At 49.9% G+C, this 24653-nt stretch carries 11 protein-coding genes; 5 read left to right on the top strand and 6 right to left on the bottom strand.

Features of this window, described 5'->3' with window-relative positions:
• Positions 1–913 precede the first annotated feature (913 nt).
• Positions 914–3460, bottom strand: a complete 2547-nt coding sequence (locus tag NG346_RS00370) for a mechanosensitive ion channel family protein (RefSeq protein ID WP_262288075.1) — start codon at positions 3458–3460, stop codon at positions 914–916.
• A gap of 919 nt (positions 3461–4379) precedes the next feature.
• Between NG346_RS00370 and NG346_RS00365 the strand changes: the two genes are divergently transcribed.
• Together NG346_RS00365 and NG346_RS00360 are read left to right on the top strand one after the other, a co-directional pair.
• Positions 4380–6116 (top strand): ATP-binding protein, encoded by a 1737-nt coding sequence (locus NG346_RS00365; RefSeq protein WP_262288074.1) that lies wholly within the window; start codon positions 4380–4382, stop codon positions 6114–6116.
• 419 nt (positions 6117–6535) lie between these two features.
• Positions 6536–7816, top strand: coding sequence for an ATP-binding protein (locus tag NG346_RS00360; RefSeq protein WP_262288073.1), 1281 nt, complete (start codon positions 6536–6538; stop codon positions 7814–7816).
• Positions 7817–8305: 489 nt separating this feature from the next.
• Here the strand turns inward: NG346_RS00360 and NG346_RS00355 are convergent, their stop codons facing one another.
• The 4 genes from NG346_RS00355 to NG346_RS00340 form a co-directional block, all read right to left on the bottom strand.
• On the bottom strand, positions 8306–9016 hold the full coding sequence (locus tag NG346_RS00355) for a hypothetical protein (RefSeq protein ID WP_262288072.1): 711 nt from the start codon (positions 9014–9016) through the stop codon (positions 8306–8308).
• Positions 9017–9091: 75 nt separating this feature from the next.
• Positions 9092–10801, bottom strand: a complete 1710-nt coding sequence (locus tag NG346_RS00350) for a RagB/SusD family nutrient uptake outer membrane protein (RefSeq protein WP_262288071.1) — start codon at positions 10799–10801, stop codon at positions 9092–9094.
• A 20-nt stretch (positions 10802–10821) separates the two neighbouring features.
• Positions 10822–14100, bottom strand: a complete 3279-nt coding sequence (locus NG346_RS00345; RefSeq protein ID WP_262288070.1) for a SusC/RagA family TonB-linked outer membrane protein — start codon at positions 14098–14100, stop codon at positions 10822–10824.
• A gap of 381 nt (positions 14101–14481) precedes the next feature.
• A complete protein-coding gene (locus NG346_RS00340) occupies positions 14482–15459 on the bottom strand; it encodes a tyrosine-type recombinase/integrase (protein ID WP_262288069.1) in 978 nt (325 codons plus the stop codon).
• A gap of 249 nt (positions 15460–15708) precedes the next feature.
• Between NG346_RS00340 and NG346_RS00335 the strand changes: the two genes are divergently transcribed.
• Both NG346_RS00335 and NG346_RS00330 read left to right on the top strand, forming a co-directional pair.
• On the top strand, positions 15709–18960 hold the full coding sequence (locus tag NG346_RS00335) for a SusC/RagA family TonB-linked outer membrane protein (protein WP_262278848.1): 3252 nt from the start codon (positions 15709–15711) through the stop codon (positions 18958–18960).
• A 28-nt stretch (positions 18961–18988) separates the two neighbouring features.
• Positions 18989–20623, top strand: coding sequence for a RagB/SusD family nutrient uptake outer membrane protein (locus NG346_RS00330; protein ID WP_262278849.1), 1635 nt, complete (start codon positions 18989–18991; stop codon positions 20621–20623).
• A 352-nt stretch (positions 20624–20975) separates the two neighbouring features.
• Here the strand turns inward: NG346_RS00330 and NG346_RS00325 are convergent, their stop codons facing one another.
• Positions 20976–22505 carry a CCA tRNA nucleotidyltransferase gene (locus NG346_RS00325; protein ID WP_262278850.1) on the bottom strand — a complete coding sequence of 510 codons (1530 nt, stop codon included), beginning with the start codon at positions 22503–22505 and terminating at the stop codon, positions 20976–20978.
• 816 nt (positions 22506–23321) lie between these two features.
• On the opposite strand from NG346_RS00325, the gene pncB reads away from it, so the two are divergent.
• Complete coding sequence (gene pncB / locus NG346_RS00320) at positions 23322–24521, top strand: nicotinate phosphoribosyltransferase (protein ID WP_262288068.1); 1200 nt, start codon at positions 23322–23324, stop codon at positions 24519–24521.
• Positions 24522–24653 lie beyond the last annotated feature (132 nt).

Here is a 24653-nt window from a genome sequence, read left to right as displayed (position 1 = left end):
ATTATGGAAATATATTACAAAGATATTTATTTTTTGCGAAAAAGAGTCCTTTGCATTCCGTTTTTATAGATATTTAATGCTGATTATTCAGAGAAATGACATTTTGCTTGAAACCAGACACCGTGTTCTTAAACTCACTGGTCACTCTTGGATAGAGTTCGATCAGAGCATCTGCAAAAATGATAGTCACATCAACTTTTTCTTTTGAAAGTTCAATTCCAACAAATAATTCTCAATATTCTCAATATTCGTTTATATTCTTTATACGTCCGAAGGGCGTGCGTTAAAAGACCGAGGAGCATGATTATATGTGCTCCCGTTTCTTTCTTTTTTAACGCTCCACTTTGTGGAATTCCGGCACAGCGGATATTTTCAGTGGATGGTGGTGTGAGGATAAATAGATCGAACGTTTGCGTTAAGCCACATGAGCAGAGCTAAGCAGCTTGATCTCTGTCATGGCAAGAAGACGAAGGATGAAATCCAAGGTCGGTTCCCTCAAGAGGAATGAGAACAGTCATAGACGTTTTCCACCTGAATATAGTAGGAAAATCATGGTCAGTCTTTTGCTCCTAATAGAGCAATGGGACAGAAGCAATGGGGTGGCTTGGCGAGCAAGCTCGCAGCCACCCCATTGCTTCTGTCCCACACCATAGGTGTCAAGCCTGTCCATGACTATTTTCCTTGTCTTATGGGATGGAAGGGTGACACTAAATCTTTTTTTGAGTGATATATAGTGACACGTTGGCGATATCACATACAAGACATCTTGGATTCCTCCAACCACCATCCCACGGAAAATATCCGCTGCGCCGGTATAAGTGAATGACTCCTTGGTGTGCGACTGCTTTGCGGCTATTATGTCGCTTGGCGAAAAGAATGTGTTGATATAAAAGAGTAGCAACTCTTCTTTTCGTTATGCTTTCGGGGTATCTTTCTGCGTCATGGTGCTGTCACTTTTGATGTGCACATCGCGCTGCGGATACGGAATCTCGATCTGATGCTCGTTGAGTGTGTTGTACAGTGCCTCGTAGATCTCGCCCGTAGCGTAGATCTGTTTGCGCGAGTCGACCCATGCGAGCACCTTGAAGTCGATGGAGTTGTCGCCGAAGTTGACGAAGACCGTATTGATGTATTTGATATAGTTCTTCCGTTCGATGCGCTTCACGGCGGCAGCGGCCAACTCCTTCACCTCTGCGACGTTGCTGCCGTATGCCACGCCGACGGGAATGATGGCAAGCTCGTAGCCGTGGTTCTTCGTCAGGTTCTTGTAGTTCTTGGTGAAAAGCTGCGAGTTTTGAAACGAGATGATACTGCCGTCGAGGGCTTCGATCATCGTCGAGGTATAGGAGATATTGCGTACGGTGCCGCGTGTGCCGTCGATGCTGACGTAGTCACCGACGCGGATGCGGCCTGCCATCAGCGAGATGCCGTAGTAGATATTCTCCAGAATGTCCTTCATAGCGAAACCGATACCAGTGGACAGACCGGCGGAGATAGCCACGATCCACGAGTTGTCGATGTTGAAGATCTTCATCGAGATCAATAGCCAGATGCCCCAGACAAGCACCTGGATGACGTTGCGCCACATGGCCGTGCGACTGATCACGGCCTGAGAGTCCTCACGGCGATTCTCCTCTATGGCATGATCGTGCTCGCTCTGTGCAAAGTGGTGGTGGAGCAGGTTGAGCGACGTGTGGCAGAAATAGGAGAAGAGATAGAAGAGAATCACCACCTGCACGGCCTTGAAGATGGAGAAGGTGAAGTTCTTCGTGTCGATCAGACGCATGCTGAAGATTTGCAGCGTGGTGTCGCTGAGGTTGAACACGTCGGCGGCCCAGTAGATCGACAGAATGATAGACAGTGCTCCGGATATTGGAAGCAGGGCGTAGTAGAAGAAACGGAAGAGCCACGTACGCGTGATCGACGTGTCCTTGTCGAAGAAAAGACGGCGCGGATTGTTGCCATAGCCCTTGAGCAGCGACGACACGCAGGTGATCGTCAGGATACAGGTCAGCTGCATCGTCCACCATATCAAGGCTTCGACGGAGAGCAATGTGTAGCCGACGAGGGAGGCCACCACGCTGAAGACAAACACGATAAGCGACATCGTGGTGTAGAACACGTCGCTCTTGGGCAACAGCTTCTGATAGTGCTTCACCACGAGCCATTGCCAGACGGCACAGATGAACAGCATTGGTGGGAAGATCAGGTTGACGAGCGTGTTCGGTATGAGGATGATGCGGAAGCCGATGACCAGAAAGCACACCGTCAGCACAGGGGCATAGATGCGCAGTCCGTTCTTGATCTGAGCACCGTCGAGGCGGATGAGCAGTGAGAGCAGGATGGCGGCCATCAGCCAGGCGAACTCCATGAGCAGCCCCGTAGCCATGACAAAGAAGTTCTGAGCTACGGCCTGACGCAGCAAGCCCAGCATCAGCGCAAAGGTGATCACCGTAGATGTGGCGATGATCGTGCGGCGCTTGGCATTGAACGAGGCCTTGGTGTGGATCATCTCAAGGTCGTCTGCGGCTTCTCCGGATGGCTCCATGGAATTGGGGGACGGTGACGGGGCTTGTATGCTTGCCTTGCGCTTGTCGAACCAGTGGAACAGGAAGTCGATCTTGCCGTGCTTGACAAGGTAGGTGAAGATGAAGCCGATGACGAGATAGTTCAGGCCAGCAGCAATGAGTACACCGATAAACAGCGCAATGAAGAAACCTAAGATGACCCTTCCGTCCCATTCCGAGAGTGCATGATGCACCGGCCGGTATTTCATCAGTACTGTGGTGAGCGTGAGGTTGTATTCCTTCCTGAGGTTATGAAGAACCATCAGATAGTTCTCGCCGCCATTGTTGAAGATGCTCCGCTGTATCTCGCCGTAGCGCATGTTGGCGTAGTCGTTGAGGTTCTTCAGTCCCTCTTCCGTACGGTTGTACAGCGTGATGTATTGCTTCATCTGGTCGTTATTGTCGGCCAGCGTGCGCCGGATGTTGATGGCGAGCGTCAGACAGACGTTGCGGTCGAGCTTGGCTTTGGGCGTGAGCGCGCCAATGTACATGTTGCTCAGGTCGTTGATCAGACTGTCGTAGCGGCTGACCTCAGTGTTGGTGTTGGTGATATAGTCGCGGAAGGGCGCCGCGTTGTTGCGGAACTGCTTGTACTGTTCCGTGGCGGCGTGACAGGCGTAGGTAAGGTCAAAGATATTGCCCTCCTTTTGGGAGTATAGCATCAGCGCGTTTTGCTGACTTTGGTTGCCCACCGTGATCAGCTCCTTGACGACCATCTGCTGCTGGAGCCGCAGGTCGTTTTGCTGTTTGTCGAGATCGTGACGGTAGTTGTTGAGTTCCTGACGCAGAATGGACAGCGAACTGCTGATGTCGCGCTCCTTGAGCACGGCATGGCTGGAAGTTGCCAGAAGCAATAACAGCGGGAGGATGATACAGCGGATATGTTTCAGCATAATTCGATTGTGTGTATTGTCGCACAAAGTTATAAAAACTCTATGTATAGAGTTATTATAGAGTGGTTAAAGATAGTTAACAGAGTAACAACATTGGAGTATTTTTCGTATTTTTGTAAACGAAGGTTTATTGAAACTGTTGGGAACGAAGGATTATGGGAACTGTTGAGTTAACGGAGTTTACTGGATTTTTTGTATGTTGCTTTGATGTACCCTATTAGGAATTCCTATATGCCGGCGTAATTCTTCAATAGGAAACCAGATAACTCAATAGCCGGCAGGGGGGTGGCAGCTTTGTCCATCCCCCTTTTGTCGCCATAGCCTTCTTGGTGCATGAGACTCAGACGGTGGTGGAACTATCAATAAGGTGCATCGCAACTGTGGCGAATTGAGCCAAAGCGATGAAACAAGCGAGATGACAGTGTCAGAAACGCTTTCTGACAAGCAGGACTTCCTTTTCTGTGATTTTCACTACAGTTTTGCACTCTAGATTGAAAGTTCAGGACGACAGTAGTTTGTCAATTAATTTAGTGTATAGCCAACCATTGCATTAAATTAAATAAAATAAACAAGGGTAAGTATTCAGTAGAAAATCTCTATGACAACCTTTTTTATCTCAAGAATTCGAGAATGAGAGAATATTCTCCAAATCCTATCGATTCACAATAGTACGTTGCGACATTTGTTATCAACAATAGATAAAATTGCAAAAGAACTTGCAAGTGTGAGATAAAACGATTATATTTGCAACAAACATTTAATAAGGAACTGATCGCCATAAGAGTGAGTTGATGGACAATTGGCAGCGAATGCGTGAGGGAAAAAAGCCATTATTGCCCACGAAAATAAAGCTCGGGCTTTCTTTTCGTATTCCACTCGTTTTCACTATCTTTGCAAGTAGAAACAAAATGCAGTCACTATGAACGCAAATTACAAGCATGTACCTTATGGCATCGCAGACTTCGAGCAGGTGCGAAAAGAAGATCTTTACTTGGTCGACAAAACCATGTTTTTCGAGAAGATGGAGAGGGCAGGACACTTTCTTTTCCTGGTGCGCCCGCGCCGCTTCGGCAAGAGTCTCTTTCTCGATATGCTGGAATCGTATTACGACATCAACCAGAAGGACAACTTCCAAGAGCTGTTCAAAGGACTGTATGTCGCTGAACATCCGACAAAAGAGCAGGGAGAGTTTTTGGTACTACACCTTAACTTCTCAATGGTGGGCAGCAACTTGGACACCTTATATGAAGACTTCAACATCTACCTTAGTAGACGCTGTGAATTCTTCGCTAAGAAATATGCCGAATATTACCCCGAAGGATTTGTGGAGGATATGCTAAGAGAGAAGACGGGAATGGGTATGCTAAATCGCATCTATGACGCTTCACATGAATTGAGACTTAAGCTCTATCTCATCGTCGACGAATACGACAACTTCACCAATAATGTGCTCAACGTGAAGGGACAGCGGGCTTATCACGAGCTCACCCACGGCACCGGCTTCTACCGCGACATCTTCAAGCTCTTCAAGCCGATGTTCCACCGCATCATCATGCTTGGCGTCTCGCCCATTACGCTCGACGACCTCACCAGTGGCTACAACATCGCACTGAACATGAGCCTCGATGCCCGCTTCAACCAGATGCTCGGCTTCTCCGAAGAGGAGGTGCGCCAGATGATCCGCTACTATAAGGAGGTGGGAGCCATCAGCGAGGACAAGACCGAGGACGACATCATCGCCGACATGAAACCGTGGTACGACAACTACTGTTTCGCAAGAAGATGTTTCGCAACAGATCCTAAGATGTTCAACTGCGACATGGTGTGCTATTATATGAGTACGCTCGTTGATACCGGAGATCGTCCCGAAGACCTTGTGGATCCCAACACGATGACGGACTATGGCAAGCTGAAGCGACTCATAGAGATAGACAGAATGGAAGAGAGCCGCCTCAGCACCATTCACGAGATCGCAGAGAAGGGATATATCTTAGGCACGGTTGTCAGCCATTTCCCTGCCGAACGAATCATGGACTATGACAACTTCGTCAGCCTGCTCTACTACTATGGCATGCTGACCATAGGTGGCGTGCGCGGTGAGACGCTGAAACTGATCATCCCCAACAACAATGTGCGCATCCAGTACTATCAATACATGTTTGATGAATATCAGAATATCAACGCGCTCCCCACTGCCGCATTGCGAAGTGTCTATGACAGCGCAGCGCTTGACGGCGACTGGCGCCCGTTGATAGAGTTCATCTGCAAGGCTTATCACGACACCACAGCCATCCGCCAGCTCATCGAGGGCGAGCGCAACCTGCAAGGCTTCATGAATGCCTACCTCACGCTGACCAACTACTATCAGGTGGCACCGGAGATGGAGTTCTCCCACGGCTATTGCGATTTCTTCCTGTTGCCCAACTACCTCACCTATCCGATGGTGGCGCACAGCTACATCCTGGAACTGAAATACTTGAAGTCCGACGCTACCGAGGCGGAGGCCGAAAAGCAGTGGACTGAGGCTGTAGATCAGATCAAGACCTACGCGGCCGACAAGAAGTTGCAGAGCATGCTCCACGGCTCCACGCTCCACCCAATCGTGATACAGATCAAAGGCTACGACCTCGTGAAGTACGAGGAGATTAAAGCTTGATAAACGAAAGTACTGAAAATATTCTCAATATTCGGTTATATTCTTGATACCATCGGAGATGGTGCGTTAAGAGCAAAACGTTAGCTGTCAGTTAACGCTCCGCTATGCGGAATAAAGAAAATAACCGAATATATAGAATATTTTTCTCGTAGTCGGTTATCCTTTTGTAGGGGCACATAGCCGCCCCAAACCCGCAAGACTAAAATTAACTATCGAAATTGAAAGCCCGAAAACTTGCATTCTATCGAAGTTTGCTGCACAAAAGCCCTGCATTCTATCGAAGTTTACGGCACGAAAAACTGCATTCTATCGAAGTTTATCGCCATTAAATTTGCATTCTATCGAAGTTTTCAGCTTTAAAAATTGCATTCTATCGAAGTTTTTGCTTATCTTTGCAGAGTCTTCAAACGATGTTTTTTATGGATGTAAGAAAACTTATCACGGTATTTTCAGATCAAAAGGAAGAATTGGAAAGCAACGATTTGTCAACGCTCTGCGACCGTCTGGAAGAGGGTCAACTCTCTTTGAACAGCAAGCTGGCGCAAGTGGTCATTGGTGTGCGTAGAAGTGGGAAATCTACACTCTGTGAAAAGGTCCTTCGTCAAAACCAAGCAAATTTTGCGTATGCCAACTTTGATGATGATCGTCTGATAGGTCTTACGACCGAGGACTTCGACACAGTCCTTGATGCTCTCTATCAGCTTTATGGCGACTTTCAATATCTTTTTCTTGATGAGATGCAGAATGTAGACGACTGGCAGCTATTTGTCAACCGTATGCTCCGTCAGAATATCCATCTTGTGATCACTGGCTCTAACGCAAAGCTGTTGAGTGGGGAACTCACAACACATCTGACAGGGCGCTACCATAGAATAGAACTTTTTCCATTTTCTTTTACTGAGATGGCTCGGATGAAAGACATCAATTTGTCTTCACTCTCTGTAAGAGCCACTGCTTTGAGGAAGAAGGCTCTTAGCGAATACCTGATTGAGGGCGGCTTCCCGGAGTTGTTGAACGAGTCAGACAAACGAGGCTATGTAGAGGGCTTGCTCGATGCAATCATTAGGAACGACATCGCACAGCGATTCCGGGTACGCTTTGTTGAGGTGTTACGAAGGCTTGCCACCTACCTGATGGATAACTTCTGCCAGGAATACTCTGCCAAGAAGTTATCTTCCGTCTTAGGCGTTTCTGATCATACGATAGACAACTATTATGGCTATCTGAAGGAAGCTTTCCTGCTCTTGGGCATTCATAAGTTTTCTTATAAGAGCAGGGAGCGCATTTTGAACGAGAAAGTCTATGTTGTCGATCCTGCTTTCGTGACTGACAGAAATGATGTCATCGCTTCGACAAATCTTGGCTGGCGATTGGAGAATGTGGTATATATAGAATTGCTGCGTCGTTACCGCCCACAGCACAAAGACATCTTCTATTACCGAGACAGACAGTGGGAAGTGGACTTCATGGTCGTCAAAGATGGAGCCGTAGAGCAGCTGATACAGGTCTCCTACGATATCAGCAGTGACAAGACCCGGCAACGTGAGCTCAATGCACTTGTTAAGGCTTCTGAAAAGTTCCACTGCGATGATTTGCTGCTCATCAATATGGACGAAGAGGAGCAGGAAACCGTCAAAGGGCATAGGATAAGAATAGTGCCGGCAGCCGAATGGTTAGTTGGTCAACTTAGAATGCTATAATAGTCTATGTATTATTGTAAAACCGCATGAATGCATTGTTCGAGAACAACTTTCATGCGGTTTCTTATATATTAATGAATACTACTTCACAACTGTGACATCATAGTTACTATAAGCAAAACCTGTCGGCTATTTTGAGGCATCTTCACCAGGAGACGTCACCCAAGTAAACTCCTGTGTTGCGTTGCTCTTACTGTTCCACTTGAAAAAGAAACCGTAAGAACCTGAGTACCCATCTGCACCTGCAAACCTATTTTTTAACGCGATAGATGTCATGAGAAGGAGAATACTCAATAGTCACAGGCCGCTGCATCCCATCGTGATACAGATCAAAGGATACAAGCTCGTGAGTGACCGGGAGATCAGAGCATGACTGTCGGGGTTCGCAGCCCTAAGGGCTGCATTCTATTGAAGTCTACTTATCCTATACAACAAAAAAGTGAAGCAACCCAACGGTTACTTCACTTTTATATTTATAACAAGTTGCTGTTACTTATCCAGCGTCAACGTTTCTGTTTTTGTTCCAAAGGAGCCTGCCGAGACAGTGAACTTGAAGTTGAACGTGAACGTCTTCGTCGAAGCGTCGTAGGTGCTACCCTGGTCGGTCATGCTCACCATTCCGTATGAGGAGTGTACATATCCCGTCTCGATGGCGCCGCTGGGATATACCGTTACGTTGGAGCCGTTGGGCGAGAAGGAGAAGCCATACCCATCCTTATAGAGGCTCTTGATGCGGTAGCGGTTGCCGACAGTGGAATATTCCACATCCACTTTCCATGAGCCGCCGAAGAACGATGAGGTCCACGTGCCCTGTCCGTAGGGCTTGTAGTCCAGTCCGGCGAACTGAATAGTTTGCTGCGTCTTGGTGTTGCCGCGGACAGCCACCACGGTGATGTCGTAGAGTCCGTGCAGGTCCTTTACGTATACGTCGGTGTCGCTGGCAGCCTTAAGGTCGAGCTTCGTGCCTTTCTCTACAACATAGTCGGCATATTGCTGGTCTGTCATATTCAAGGCCTTCTTCTCGTCGTTGAGCTGAGCCAGGTAATAGACCTCTTGCACGGCAGAGTTGGTGATGACGCGGAAGCGGCAGTCGTTATCAGCGTTGTAGCCGTCTCCTGCGGTATATTTATAGACCGAGGCCACTGGTGTGGAATCGTGGCCAGGATCCGTGCCCTCGTCTTCCTGACAAGCTGCGAACATTGTCAAGGATAGAAGCATCAAGGTCAATCTTTCAAATATATTTTTCATTGTATATGCTTTTATAAGTTCTACATTTTACCATTTGAATGCGGGAGAATCCTCTGAAGGCTGCACAGGATCTGGGTTGAGCGTCATGCCACCGTTTACTCCGCTCTCGGTGTCCACGAAGGTCCAAACCATCCAGTTGGGTACGGAGGTTGTGTTCCAGCGGGCTCCCTCGGTATGGTTGGTACCGGCGTAGCTGCGGATGATACCCTTGTTGAGACGCTTGATGTCGAAGGTGGCAAAGCCCTCGCCCCAAAGTTCTACACGACGCTGCCACCACACCTCGTTTTGAAATTCAGAAGTCTTGGCGTTATAGTAAGCCTCGTTGTGCTTGCCGTAAACGTACTGCGGATCACGTGTCTTAGCAAATTCGGTGAGAAGCTGCTTGCCACGAGCCAAGTCTTGCATTCCTGCTGCCTCAATCTCGATGAGCTTCATTTCCTCCACGCGCATCAAAGGAACGGAAACCTCCCAAATCTTATACTTCTCGTCAAGGATACCACTCTTGGGACGGAATTTGACGTTCAAGCCTCCATAACCATATTTATTGACTTGTCCGAGGCGGTAAAGCAATTTTGCCCCGTCGTTGTCCTGATGGCAAGAGTAAGGCTTCAGCAAGTTCAGCAGCTCGCTGGTCTTCTTCTCCTCGGCGAGGGTGTCGGCACTGAAGGGCAGCCAGCACTTCTTGCGGAAGTCGGTATTGGGAATCGTGCTATAGAGATGCTTGTCGATGACCTGCGGGCCGCCGAAGGTAGTGGCATATCCTGCGACTTCATCGCCCAAGCTGTTCTCCGTGATCATGCAGGAGCCCCAAGAGTCATTGCCGTCGTTGGTGGTGATGCTGGGGTCGGTGTCCTTGAACTGTGTGGCAAACATCCATGAGGAGTTGTTGTCAGGCGTATTGAAGCCGTTGGAATGGTCGAGGAACTGGCTCTCGTTCATCACGGTGTAGCCCTGCTGGGCGAGCTTGGCATACTTCTCGGCGTTGGCCCAGTCCTGCTTCTCCAGGTAGACGCGTGCCTTGAGGCCATAGACGACACTCTCGTCGGGCGTGTACTTGTCCGAGCGCTGATAGTCGGCGAGATCTTTCTCGGCGGCGTCGAGGTCCTTGAGCATGAATTCGAAGGCCTCGTCCCACGTCATGCGCTCCTGGTTGCGCGACTCGGCGGCTGTGCGCACTTCGTCGGCCTTGATGGTCGTCAGCGCGTTATGATCCTCGAAGTAAGGCTTCTGTGCGTACATGCGGCAGAGGTCGAGGTAGAACATAGCGCGCATGGCATAGGCGATGCCGACACCATGCTTATGCGTCTCGTCTGGCTCGGCATAGTTGGCGGCTCCACCGGCAGCAATGACCTTGTTGCAGTCGTTGATCCATCCGTAGTACAGTGTCCAGGGGAACTGGGCGACGGCATACCCGGAAGCCAGGTGATTGACGTCACTGTACCAGGCAGAATAGGGATTGCTGCCGGCGGCCACGACGTCCTGACCCTCCACATCACGTGTGAGGAAGAACGACGTATAGCCATAGTCCCAAACCTGATTTTTGGAAGTAGTATACAGGCGTTTGCCCGACAGGTTGCCGGTAAGGTTAGATACCAAGCTGATAAATGCACCTGGAGCATCGCTAACTTGCTCCTGCGAAGGTGCTCCGTTCTGTGGTGTATATTCCTCTATACAGCCGGTAAGACTTAAAGCAATAGTACCGGCAAAAAGGAGAGAAGTTATTTTCTTTGTTTTCATTTCTGTTCTGTTTAATCACATTAGAAAGATACCTGAATGCCACCCATGATCGTGCGTACCGGTGCATATGAGTCAATACCAAGAGATGTAGTACCCTGGAAGTCGAAGCGTGGGTCAAGTCCCTTGCGTGCCGACCAGAAACAGAGGTTCTGCCCCTGTACATAGACACGAATTTTACTCAGCATGAGTTTGTTGACAATAGCTCTCGGAAGTGTATATCCAACCATGAAAGACTGGAAATTGAGATAGCGGGCACTTGTGAGGAAACGTGTAGACTGTGAGGTCACTGTTTGATCACCATACTGGAAACGTGGAATGTTCGACGATGTGTTGTTGGGTGTCCATGCTTTCAGAATGTCCTTATGGTAAGTATAGCCAATGTGGTTGCTGCTGTAGGAAGGTGCCATCAGCTCAGCATAACCGAAGTCATAGATCTTGCCACCTAACTGAAAGTCAAAGTTTGCCGACACGTCGAAACCATAAGCAGACAGCGTCGTGGAGAAGCCACCGTTGGCCCAAGGCAGCATGTTGTGGGTGTAATACGATGCCTCGTTCCAGTTGGTCGTCGTGTAGGAGTGCTTCGTGCCGGGCTTGCTGGAGTTGGAGAGGGTACCGGCCTGGTACTGCTTGAAGATGTCCTCGTCGACCCAGTAGAGGGGCTCGCCCTTCTCGTTGACACCGGCATAGTCGGGCAGCATGGCGTTGTAGAGCTGCCCGCCCTCAGCGTACCACATAGACACGTTGAAGCCGTTGCTCACGTCGGCCTGAGACCAGCCTCCGTAGTTTGCAATTTTATCCGGTGAGAGCTTCAGAATCTTTGCGTTGTTGTGTGAGATATTACCACTAACATTCCAAGTGATGTCTTTTGTACGGATGACATCAGCACTGAGAGTGAGCTCCACACCACGGTTGCGGATAGAGCCGATGTTGTCGTAGTAGCCACGAACGCCATTGCTTTCTGGAAGTTGCTCCCAGAAAAGAAGGTTTGTAGTGTGCTTGTTGTACCAGTTAAACTCACCGTTGACGCGGTTGTTGAACAAGCTGAACTCCAAACCGATGTTGAAGTTGGTCGTCGTCTCCCATGTGATCTCGTCATTACCAATTTGGGCAAACGAAGGAAGCATCTGCTTATTACCTTTACTCAAGCTGTAGCGGTCGAGGAACTGGAAGTCAGGGATACCGTCGTTACCCTGCTGTCCGACAGAAGCCTTGAATTTGAGGTTGTTGACCCATGTGGCGTTCAAGTCCTTGAAGAACTTCTCCTTGGAGATGATCCAAGCGCCGCCGACGCTCCAGAAGTCACCCCAGCGGTGGTCCTTGGAGAAGCGGGAGGAAGCGTCACGACGGTAGCTGGCTTGTGCGAAGTAGCGCTGGTCGTAGTTATAGAGCACATTGCCGAAGTAACCCTCCACATTGTAGTTCGTAGCGTTGGAGGTGCTGTTGTACCGGTCAGAGAAAGCAGCGATCTCCTGAATGTCGGGGGAGAATCCACCGCGTGCCAAAGCTTCCAGCAGGTCGCTGTGTGACTTGTACCACTCATGTCCGAGCATAGCCTGGATGTCGTGCTGGCCAAAGGTCTGATGGTAGTTGAGCGTCTGAATATAATTCTGACGGCGTGACACCGTGTTAAGCTTGTCGATGGAGCCATTCTCGGAAGCTGCGGCACCGATGTACGGGTTGCCGTAGATGCTGTATTGTGACAGGCCGAGCGTGTAGTTGTTGTTCGACGAGAACTTCAGCCACGGTGTGAAGTTGATGTCGAAGTTGAACTGTCCCTGGATTTGGTCGCCGCGGCTCTTGTCGTTGTCATACTGGTTGCTGCCGATAGGGTTACCATTTGCCAAGAAGCCACGCTTCAGACCATCATAGTCAGCCGAGGAGCCAAGGTCGTAGCGCACATGTCCGTACTCGTCTTTCATGATGTACGGGTTGCCGTTCTCATCCACACCACGTACGTAGAGTGGGTAGATGGGGGCGATGTACTGTGTATAGATGGACGGGTTGTCAGCAGAGCTGCTTGTGTTGCTCAGGTTGGGGTTGGAGCTCATGTTGCTGTGCACCCAGCCCACATTGGAGAAGAGATGGAGCCACTTGGTGGCCTGGTAGTCAGCCTTGAAGCGGGCCGTGATGCGCTCATAGCCCGAGTTGTACAGAACGCCGCTCTCCTTGAGATAGCCTACAGAAGAGTAGTATGAGAGTTTGTCAGAGGCACCACTGACGTTGAAGTTGTACTCCTGGCGGAAGCCATGGCGGTAGGCTGCGTCTTTCCAGTTGTCGGGCTGTAAGTAATATTTGGTGCCATTGAGGCCGGTGTAGACGGCGCCCACGGTGGCGTTGGGGTTGATCTTGCCGTCGAGGCCGATGAGATTCTCACCCGTCGGCACCGTGAAGACGTTATAGCCCAGGCCAAACTGCTTGTTGGTAAACATGTTGGCATTAACCCACTTATTGGCGGCGGCAGCAGAGAATCCGTTGCCATAGAAAGCGTAGTTGTAGAGTTGGCTGTAGTAGACCTCGGCATACTGCTTAGGGTCGGTGATGACGTCGTAGTCCTGCACGGCACGGCTTGTACCACCCCATTTAGCTTCGAAATTGATGTTGGCTTTGCCAATGTTGCCTTTCTTTGTGGTAATCAAGATGACACCGGCGGCACCACGGGCACCATACAATGCTGCACTAGAGGCATCCTTCAGCACGGTGATGCTCTCGATGTCCTCCTGCGGAATATTGCTCAAGGAAGCAGGATAGGGAGCACCGTCTACGACGATCAACGGTGTGGTGGAAGCATTGAGTGAGGCAATACCACGGATGTGGATGTCGCCCTGGTCTGCACCAGGCTGACCGCTGCCACCAGTAATCTGTAAACCAGGAACTGTACCCACGAGGGCATCAGCCGCATTGGTGGCAATCTTCTTGCTCAGGTCCTCTGCGTTGACGACAGCGGCAGAGCCGGCAAATGAATTCTTGGTCTGTTGTCCGAAGGCCACCACCATGACCTCGTCAAGTGTATGATTGTCGTTTTGCAGTACCACCTTCATGTTTCCGCCGACCTTCACGGTCTGTGGCTTCATGCCAAGGTAGCTGACCACCAGCTTGGCACCAGCAGGGGCATTGAGCTGGAAGTGGCCGTTCACATCCGTGACGGTACCCGTGTTTGTACCTTCCACCTTCACGGCGGCGCCCACCACGGGCTCACCGTCGTCACTGGAGGTTACGGTACCACTAACATTCGTCTGAGCCATCACGCTTCCCGCGAAGAGGAAGGTTCCGGCCAAAAGCGTCATTAGTCTTTTTTCCATAAATTCTCTCTTTAGTTAAAATATAATGTTATAGTCTTGTCTATGTGTGATATGTATGTTCCTGTTTTGTGCGTCCTCTCTATTTGTCCACACCTTATTATATATGTCCTTACTTTCTACCTGTTCCTCCTCTCTCTTCTGCTGTGTCCTCCTCCCCGCGGGAGGAAGATAAGTCAAGCTTTATTTACCTATTCTAATTTTATATAATTATATCAGACTGCAAATTTAGATAATATTTTTAAATTAAGCAAATGTTTTAATGTTAAAGTTTCGATTTTGCTTCGTTTTGCTTAAAAATCTGTTGCTTTTGCTGAATGGGAGTAACAGGTTGTTAACAGAAAGGCAACTATGTGTCATTGTATATTGAATGTCTTGGTCTCCTTATGGAAGGATTCTTCCCAACACTTTTTTATTGGCATCGGCAAGCCGCCGGTTGTTGATGTCCCGGATGTAGATACGCGTGGTATTTGTGTTGGTGTGGCCGAGTGCGCTGGCGATGACGGCAAGATCGACATTGGTGTCGTAGGCAACGCTCGCCCATGTGTGGCGGACGACGTATGAGGTTATGCTGCGTTTCAGTCCTGCCAACTTTTCCAGTTTGTGGAGATTGCGGTTGTAAGTTCTCAGACTGCTTTGATATTGTTTATAGGCTGGAGTAGGCTGGTGGGCGGTGATGATGGGAAATACGAACTCAGATTCTGCTCTGCTGTAGCGGTTGATGATCTCTTGTATGCAACCCTCGATCTTCACGACGATCTGCTGTCCTGTCTTGTGACGCTCATAGACGATCAGTCCGTCACGTATCTGCTCCTTGCGCAGGAAGGCAACGTCGACAAAAGGCATGCCTTGGGCATAGAGGCTAAAGAGGAAAATGTCGCGGGACAGTTGTAGCGTGGAGTGCTTGGGGAGGATCATTGCCTGCAAGCGTTTGATGTCGTCGTTGGTGGCCGATCGCTTCACGGTCTTGGCGTGCCCGGTGAACAGGTCTTGAAAAGGCTTGCGGTCTTCCAAGTCATATTGCTTCACCACCTTATTATATATAGCACGCAAGGAGCGTAGGTAGCATGATGCAGTGTTCATGCTGGTTCCCCGTTGGCGCAACCATTGAGCATAGTCTGCCATCAACCCCGGAGAGACATCTCTGACCATCAACTCATGACCTTGCAGGAAAGAGCGGAACGAGCGGATAGCCGTCCGATAGTTTTTTGCCGTACTGAACAGATTGGCTTCTTCGCAGTGTTTGGCTTGCTGCTCAGCACTTAATAAGAATGAAACTTTGCTGTTGTGCCTCGATCCTCCCGACAGTGACAAATGAAGACGGCGGAGAGATAATGAGATGTGGAAAGAAAAGTGGAACATGGGTATAGCGATTTAGTAATACAATTATAAAGCACTGGCAAAGATACATTAATTCTGTTGCATCAGCAAACTTTAGCGTCCGCCTCCCGCGGGGAGGAGGACACAGAAGAAGAGAGAGGAGGACAGGTAGAAAGAAAAGACATATATAATAAGGTGTGGACAAAAAGAGAGGACACACTGAACAGGAACATAGAAAACATAACAGAGAATAAGATCATAACATTATATTTTTAACTAAAGAGAGAATTTATGGAAAAAAGACTAATGACGCTTTTGGCCGGAACCTTCCTCTTCGCGGGAAGCGTGATGGCTCAGACGAATGTTAGTGGTACCGTAACCTCCGGAGACGACGGCGAACCTGTTGTTGGCGCCGCCATCAAGGTGGAAGGTACAAACACGGGTACCGTCACCGACGTGAACGGTCACTTCCAGCTCAACGCCCCCGCAGGCGCTAAGCTGGTGGTCAGCTACCTTGGCATGAAGCCCCAGACCGTGAAGGCCGGCGGCAACATGAAGGTGGTTTTGGTAAATGACAACAAGACCCTCGACGAAGTGATGGTCGTAGCTTATGGTAAGCAGAAGAAGAGCTCCTTCACCGGATCTGCTGCTGAGATCAAAGCTGACAAACTCGCTGACCGTCAGGTCGCCAACCTCACACAGGCACTGAGCGGTGAGGTCGCAGGTGTTCAGGTGACAGTGCCAAGCGGCAAGCCGGGTGAGACTGCTTCTGTCCGCATCCGCGGTATTGGCTCATTCTCTTCCAGCAACGCACCTTTGTATGTTGTTGACGGTGTACCTTACGATGGTGATATCTCAGCCATCAACCCCAATGATATTGCTTCTCTGACCGTGTTGAAGGATGCTGCAGCCAACGCCCTCTATGGTGCGCGTGGTGCTAATGGTGTCATTCTTGTCACCACAAAGAGTGGACAGTCGGGTGAGGCGCAAGTGACTTTTGATGCCAAGATCGGTCATGAGTCCCGTGCCGTGTCCAACTACGATGTCATCAAGAGCCCTGCCACATACATGGAGAAAGCCTACGAGGCTATCTACAACAGTGGCCTCGGCCAGGGCCTCACTGCTGAGCAGGCCAACAAATATGCCAACAAAATACTTCCGACAAGCGAAAATGGTGGTGTAGGTTATACGATCTTCACTGTGCCTGATGGCGAGAGCCTCATTGGCATGGACGGCAAGATCAATCCTAAAGCAACTCTTGGTTACAAGGACAGCAACTACACCTATCTGCCGGACAACTGGTATGATGAGGTTTACAACAAGAGCAATGTCCGTCAGGAGTACAACGCTACTGTTTCCGGCAAGGGCGAGAAGATCAGCTACTTCACATCTGCCGGTTACCTCAACGACGAGGGTGTCGTGAAGAACTCCGGTTTCGAGCGTTTCACCACACGTAGCAAGGTTGACTATCAGGTGAAGCCTTGGTTGAAGTTAACATCCAATGTGGCCTACACACATTATAACTCCAACTACTCTGTCACCGATAAGGACGACTGGAACAGCACGTCATCAGCCAACATCTTCTATGTGGCCAACTTCATGGCTCCTATCTATCCCCTCTATGTGCGCGATGCCAATGGCAATGTTATGAAGGATGCCAACGGCTTCACCATGTATGACTATGGCGATGGTAAAGGCTTGACCGACTATGCCGGCAAACGTACGTTCATGAGCGGTTCTAACCCTGCCAGCAGCGGTCAGCTGGATAAGAACAAATATTCTGCCGATGTCCTCAGCGGACGTTGGGGTGCAGAGTTTGACATCTACGATGGTTTGTCGTTCAATTATAATCTCGGTTTGGACATTGACCATACCAATCGCTCTACGCTCTACAATGCTTATTACGGTCAGTATGCCGGTATGGGTGGCTCTATCTATAAGTATGCCTACACCACCAAGGCTATCAACCACCAGTTCCTGCTGAACTACTCTCACGACTTCGGCAAGCACAGTGTCACGGCTCTGTTGGGTCATGAGCGTTACGACTTTACGACCTCTGAGCTCTATGGCAACAAGAACAAGCTCTATTTCCCGAATGTCATGGAGCTGGACAATGCACTGAAGACACCGGCTACCGGCTCTTCCACAGACCGCTACTCTACGCGTGGCTGGTTCGGCCGTGTGCAGTACAACTATGATGAGAAGTACTTCGCCAGCGTATCTTACCGCCGTGACGGTTCTTCACGTTTCGCCAAGGACAGCCGCTGGGGTGACTTCGGCAGCGTTGGTGCCGCCTGGGTTATCAGCAAGGAGGCCTTCATGCAGCCGACAAAGGATTGGTTGACCTTCCTGAAATACAAGATCAGCTACGGTGTACAAGGTAACGACAACCTCTTGCTTCAGGGCTCCGCTGCCCCCAACTACTATCCTTACGAGGATATCTACCGTGTGGTGAACCTCAACGACGAGGCTGCTACAGCTTTGTATGTCAAGGGTAATCCCGATATCACATGGGAGACTTCTTATTCGTTCAACACCGGTTTCGACTTCAACTTCTGGAACGGCAAACTCAGCGGTAGCGTGGAGTACTACAACCGTACTACCGATGACCTGCTCTACTACATGCCGGTGGCAGTGTCCAACGGTTATGCCTACTTCCCGAAGAATGTCGGTAAGGTGCGTAACTTCGGCTTTGAGTTTGACTTGAACTCCGATGTCTATAAGACCAAGGATATCACCGTCAGCCTCTATGCCAACGCCACCACAATGACCAACCGCATCGAGAAGCTCGCTCCTGAGCTCAAGGGACGTTGGATCGACGGTACGAGCCTCTATCGTGAGGGCGGCAGTATGTACAACTACTACATGCGCAAGTTCGCTGGTGTCTACACAGGCTCTGATGCTGACAAGGCCAGCCTCGTCGATGGCGAGACAGCTGAAAAGGGTCAGGCTCTGTATTATGTCGACCAGACCGATGCCAACGGCAAGGTCACAGGCGTGAAGAAGACTGCCAACTGGGCAAAAGCCACTCAGTACGAGTTGGGCGACCGTCTGCCTGATGTCTATGGTGGTTTCGGTGTCAAGGTGGCTGCCTACGGCTTCGACTTCTCCATCAGCACATCTTACCAGCTTGGCGGTAAGTGCCGCGACTGGGGTTATCAGAGTTTGATGCACGCCGGATCAGCTAACGAGGCTGGCTCAGGCTGGCACAAGGATATCCTCAACTCTTGGAGCGAGAAGAATCCTAACAGCAACATTCCTCGTGTCGATTCTGACGATCAGTATGCCAATGCTACATCCGACCGATTCCTTGTCAGCTCGAACTATCTCGACATCGACAACATCTCGTTCGGTTATAACTTCCCACGTACATGGGTCAACAGAATTGGCCTGAAAGGTCTGCGCCTCTATTTCACGGCTGACAACGTAGCTCTCTTCGCTAAGCGCAAGGGCTTGGATCCCCGCCAGTCTTACAGCTCTGCCACGGGTATGAACTATTCTGCCCTGCGCACTGTCAGTGGCGGCGTAACCGTGAAGTTCTAAGATTTAGTAGATAAAAAGAAAGACAACAATGAAAAAGACATTTAAATATATCTATTCCGCTGCTGTGGTAGCTGCCTTGGCTCTTACTGCCAGCAGTTGCACAGAAAGCATGGACACAGAGCCTCAGGGAAGTACACTAACCAAGGGGGAGCTGGAGAGCAACGCTTCTTCTCTCGATGGTCTGGTCAAGGGTATGTACTCCAACATGATTGAGGCTGAGGCTATCACCAGCTGGGCTGGCTCAACCTACCACTTCGACTTTGGCTATGCTTCCACCATGATGATGATGGACAATGCCGGAGAGGATGAGGTTTCGCCCAACAACGGTTATAACTGGTATCGCAACAACCTACGTTTCAACGATCGTACGGACAAGAGCCCCATTACCTATTTCTTGTGGAATCAGCAGTACAAGAACATCTCCCAGGCCAACGCCATCATTTCTGCTACAGAAAGTTCTTACAAAGACAACAGTGCAGCTGCTGCCGCTCGTGGCAAGGCTCTGGCCATGCGTGCCTTCTGCTATCTGAATCTGGCTCAGATGTACCAGTTCACTTACAAAGGTCACGAGGATGCGCTCTGCGTGCCTATTGTCAAAGAAACCACCACTGCTGAGCAGGCTGCTGACAATCCCCGTGCCACTGTCAAGGCTGTTTATGACTTCATCATGGATGACTTAAACAATGCCGTCACCCTGCTGAATGGCGCAAGCCGAAGCGGTAAGGCTGATATTGACCAGCAGGTGGCTTACGGTCTCCGTGCCCGCACAGAACTGGTCATGCAGAACTGGAAAGCTGCTGCCGATGATGCGGCAAAGGCGGCTGAGGGTTACACGCCGCTGAGCCGTGAAGATGCTGCTCAGCCAGGCTTCAACGACATCTCTGCCAGCAACTGGATCTGGGGTATGGATGTCAACGAGACCAGTGACATTGTACAGACGGGTATCTTGAACTTCCCCTCAATGATGAGCTCTTTCACGGGTAATGGTTATTCTCCGTCGTATGCTTACCGTGCCATCAACAGCAAGCTGTGGAATGAGATTCCTTCCACTGACGTGCGCAAGGGCTGGTGGCTTGACAGCAAGTTCAACTCTCCTATCGTTAATCCCGACTATCTGATCAACACTGGTAAGCAAGTCTACGTATTCAGCAGCACCAGCAAGGACGACGATCACCTCTTCGCTTTGTGGAAAGTGCCTTATCTGAACGTGAAGTTCGGTGCATACCAGAATAAGTATGGCAATGAGACCAACGCCTGCGACGTGCCTTTGATGCGTGTGGAGGAGATGATCCTCATCCAGGCAGAGGCTACAGCTATGAGTGGCGACGTGGCTGGCGGCAAGAAGATCCTTGAGGACTTCGTCCGCACCTATCGCGATCCCGACTACACTTGCAATGCTACGACTGCCGAGGGCGTACAGGATGCCGTATGGTTCCAGCGTCGTGTAGAGCTTTGGGGTGAGGGCTTCTCTTACTTCGACATCATGCGTCTGAAGAAGCCTATCGACCGTCGTGGCGCTAACTACGAAGCCAGTGTTACCTACAACATCCCGGCAGAGTCCAAGATCATGCTGTGGATTATCCCTGAGGATGAGGTCAACAACAATAAGGCTCTCCAGGGTAAGAACAATGAGATTGTAGCTGTTCCTACTCCAGTGAAGTAAACAGTTAGCTATCAAAGCACAATAAAAGGCCGGCAAATTCTTGCCGGCCTTTTTTAATGCTACGATATATGGGGAATATGACTTTTATATTCGTTGATATTCTTCACGCCATCGGAGATGGCGCGTTAAAAGATGAGCCTCAAGGCTATGGATACATGCTTTGAGGGCACTTGCCTTTGGAATTTGGAAATGAGAGAATCCGACTATCGACAGAATTCTCTCATTCTAAAATTCTTGAGAGAAAACAGTCACAGGACTCTTCCGTCTAACAGTTACGGAGATTCTACAATTCTCTCATTCTTGATAAAACAACAAGTAGTAAGTCTTCAACTTCATTAGCTGAACAGTTACTCTATTTCGTTTTCAGTCCCAAGGCCTTTGCTTTTTCCTGCAACAGCGCCATGAGGGGCTCACGCTCGTTGGGCACGGTGTTATCGAGGACAGCCTGCTTCAAGGCTTGCTTGAGCTGACCGACCTCTCTTGAAGGCTTCAGGCCGAACATCTCCATAATCTCATTGCCGTCGATGCAGGGTTGCAGCAGGCGTTTGTAGTCCTTTTCTTTCAGGTCCGTGATCTTCTCACGCACCATGCGGAAATTCTCCAGGAAGCGCTGCTTGCGCTGGCTGTTCTTGCTGGTGATGTCGGCTTCGCAGAGCATCATCAGGTCGTCGATGTCGTCGCCGGCGTCATTGACAAGTCGTCTGACCGCACTGTCGGTGACCTCTTCGTCAGCGATGACTATGGGACGCATGTGCAAGTCCACGAGTTTCTGCACATATTTCATCTTCATGTCCATCGGCAGTTTCATGCGACGGAAGATCGCCGGCACCATCTTGGCACCGACATAGTTATGGTTGTGGAAGGTCCAGCCCTGGGCGTCGTCCCACCGTTTGCACTTTGCCTTGCCGACATCGTGCATCAGTGCTGCCCAACGCAACCAAAGACGGTGGTCGTCGAGATGCTGCAAGTCGGCTTTCCACTCCTCTTTTTGCTTCTCGTCGGCATCCTTGTCCTGGAGCTTCTCCACGAGATAGCTCCGACGATCGTCCTGCCGGCGGCAAACGTTGTCGAGGACTTCGAGGGTATGGTAGAAGTTGTTTTTATGAGCACGGCCCTTGCGTGTCTCCACGTTGTCGAGCGCGGTGAGCTCAGGAAGAATCAGCGTGAGCAGACCCGCGCGGTGCAAGTCCACGAAGCCACGGCTGGGCTGGTCGGCAAGGATAATCTTGTTGAGTTCCTCCTCAATGCGCTCTCCGCTGATGATCTTCAGCCGCTCGGCATTGCGTGTCAGTGCGTCGAAGGTCTCGTCTTCGATGTAAAACTTCAACTGCGTGGCGAATCTCACGCAGCGCATCATGCGCAGCGGGTCATCGGAAAAGGTAATGTCAGGGTCAAGGGGCGTGCGGATGATGCCGTCCTCCAGGTCAGCGAGTCCGTCGAAAGGATCGACAAGCTCGCCAAAACGGTCGGCGTTGAGACAGACGGCCAGTGCGTTGATGGTGAAGTCGCGCCGGTTCTGGTCGTCCTCCAGCGTGCCGTCCTCGACATGTGGCTTACGGCTGTCGTGGCTGTAGCTTTCCTTGCGGGCACCAACAAACTCCACCTCAGTGTCGTGGTATTTGACTTGCGCTGTGCCGAAGTTGCGGAAGACACTCAGATGGGCAGCGCGACCGAGCTTGTTTTTCAAGGCTTGCGCCACGTCGATGCCGCTACCGACGACGACCACATCGATGTCGTTGGACGGTCTTTCGAGGAAGAGGTCACGCACATAGCCTCCTACGACGTAGCACTCTACGCCCAGGCCGTCGGCCACTTCCGATATGGTGTGAAAGATCTTTTTGTCGAGCAGCATAGCCAGCTCGTCGTCACTCAGCATTCTCATAATTTTCGTTTTAAGATGCAAAGTTACTGCAATCTGAATACAATACAAAGAAAACGAATAAGAAAATTTATTTTTTTTATATCTCACACAGAGACACGAAGCCACAGAGAGAGAGCTTCGCCTTGTAGCGTATAAGTCTGTTGCTCTGTCCTCACACAGAGATATTGAAAGACTAATCATCGAACAAAGAGCGACTTGTTGAATAAACTGACAAAAAAACGGCCCTGAGATTGCGATTCTCAGAAGCAAGTCGTCCCTTGCCCGGATTTTCGCGATTTTAGGCGGTTTTTTGCTAATTGTCTGATTGACAGACAGATAGCAACATCTCGGTAAATTACATTCGCATAAAAGACTCTTTTAAGGGCTATTTTTGAAAGAAATTCCCATCAAAACACCCTTTTGATGCGGTCATCTCGGTTGTTTGATGTGGTCATCTCAGTTATCTGACCTTGTCATCTCAGTTGTTTGATAAGGTCAGACAACTGAGATGATAGCGTCATCTTTGTTTTTTTGCCTTTCAAAGCCGCAATTTTGCCATTTCCCTCATTGTGGTCTCTCTAGATTGCGCTTTTAGGATGAAGGTGTTTTGTCAATACGTTTCAGTTTTGAATAGCCTTTTCGGTTTGCCAATCAGCTGTTATGAGCAGTTGACATCCCAATGGAAATGAGCGCGCCGGTAGACAATATTCAGGCAGGGAATCCGTTATATTGCAGTTAGGCACTGGCAGCCGTGACACGCTCATCAAGCAACCATTGACGCACCTTGTCGTCCGACTGTTCACTGCCCACAGAAATGTTTTATAGACCATTTATATTATGCGGCAAATTATCAACCATTTTACCGACGACGACCTATACAAGTTCACAATGTGCTGCGCAGTGATCGACAACTATCCACGCGCATGGGTGAAGTATGAATTCAACGACCGTGACAACACCGTATATCCCAAGGGATTTGCCGATCTTGTCATGGAGCAGGTGGGGTATCTCGAAAAGCTCACCATCACCGACGAGGAGATTGCCTTTATGCGGCGCAAATGCTATTATCTGCCCGACTGGTTCTATATCTATCTGCGCGGCTTCCGCTTCAGCCGCAAGTGGGTTCACGCCTGGCAGGACGAGGACGGACACTTGCACATAGAGTTTGAGGGTGTCTGGGCAGAGACGATATTGCTGGAGGTGAAGGTGCTTGCCATCGTTTCTGAACTGTACTATATCGTATGCAACGAAAAAGACAAGTTTGACTATGACGCCTATTACCATAAAACTTACCATAAGGCAGAGCGGTTGCTCGAAGCCGGATGTACCTATTCCGACTTCGGTACACGCCGCCGTGCGTCGTTCCAAGCTGAGGACACGGTGGTCAGAGCGATGAAAGACTGCCAGGAGGCACGCGACTGGAAGGGCAGATTCGTGGGGACGAGCAACGTCTATCTCGCCATGAAATACGATCTGACGCCTGTCGGCACGATGGCGCACGAGTTCATAGCAGCCATAGGTGGCATGTACGGCCCACAGATGGCCAACCACATCGCTATGAATGCCTGGCGACATACCTTCAACGGTGCGCTCGGCACATACCTCTACGATACCTTTGGCTGGAATATCTTCTCCCTGAACTTCTCCGAAGACTTTGCCAACCTCTTCAAAGGCCTGCGCGTCGATTCCGGTGATAACATGGAGCAACTCAATAGGATCTGTGCCAAATACCGTAGTTTAGGCATCGACTCCAAGACAAAGCAGGTCATCTTCTCCAACGCCCTCGACACCGACCGGGCCATCGCATTGCAGCATGAAGCAGAGAAGTATGTGCAGCCTTCGTTTGGCATCGGCACACATTTCACCAATGATTTCGATGGTATCCGCCCGATGAATATCGTGATTAAGCTCGTAGCTGCTAAGATCACCGAGTCATGGCCGTTCTACAACGACACCTGCAAGATCAGTGAAGACAATGGAAAGCACACCGGCGACCCACAGGTGATCCGTCGGTTCATGGAAGCACTGCATTTGTAAAGGGTAAAAAAGAGGCAAGCATCCATACTCGCGGGGGCAAAAGCTCCGGCAGATAGCGAAGCTGAAAGAATCGACAATTTCAAAAGAGAACTACAATATGGAGAGAAGCAAGCTGAAGTAATTGAGATCAGG

The organism is Hallella absiana (assembly GCF_025457485.1).
Classification (GTDB): domain Bacteria; phylum Bacteroidota; class Bacteroidia; order Bacteroidales; family Bacteroidaceae; genus Prevotella; species Prevotella absiana.
Note: the sequence above shows the minus strand (reverse complement) of the source record. Positions and strands in the feature narration are given on the sequence as shown.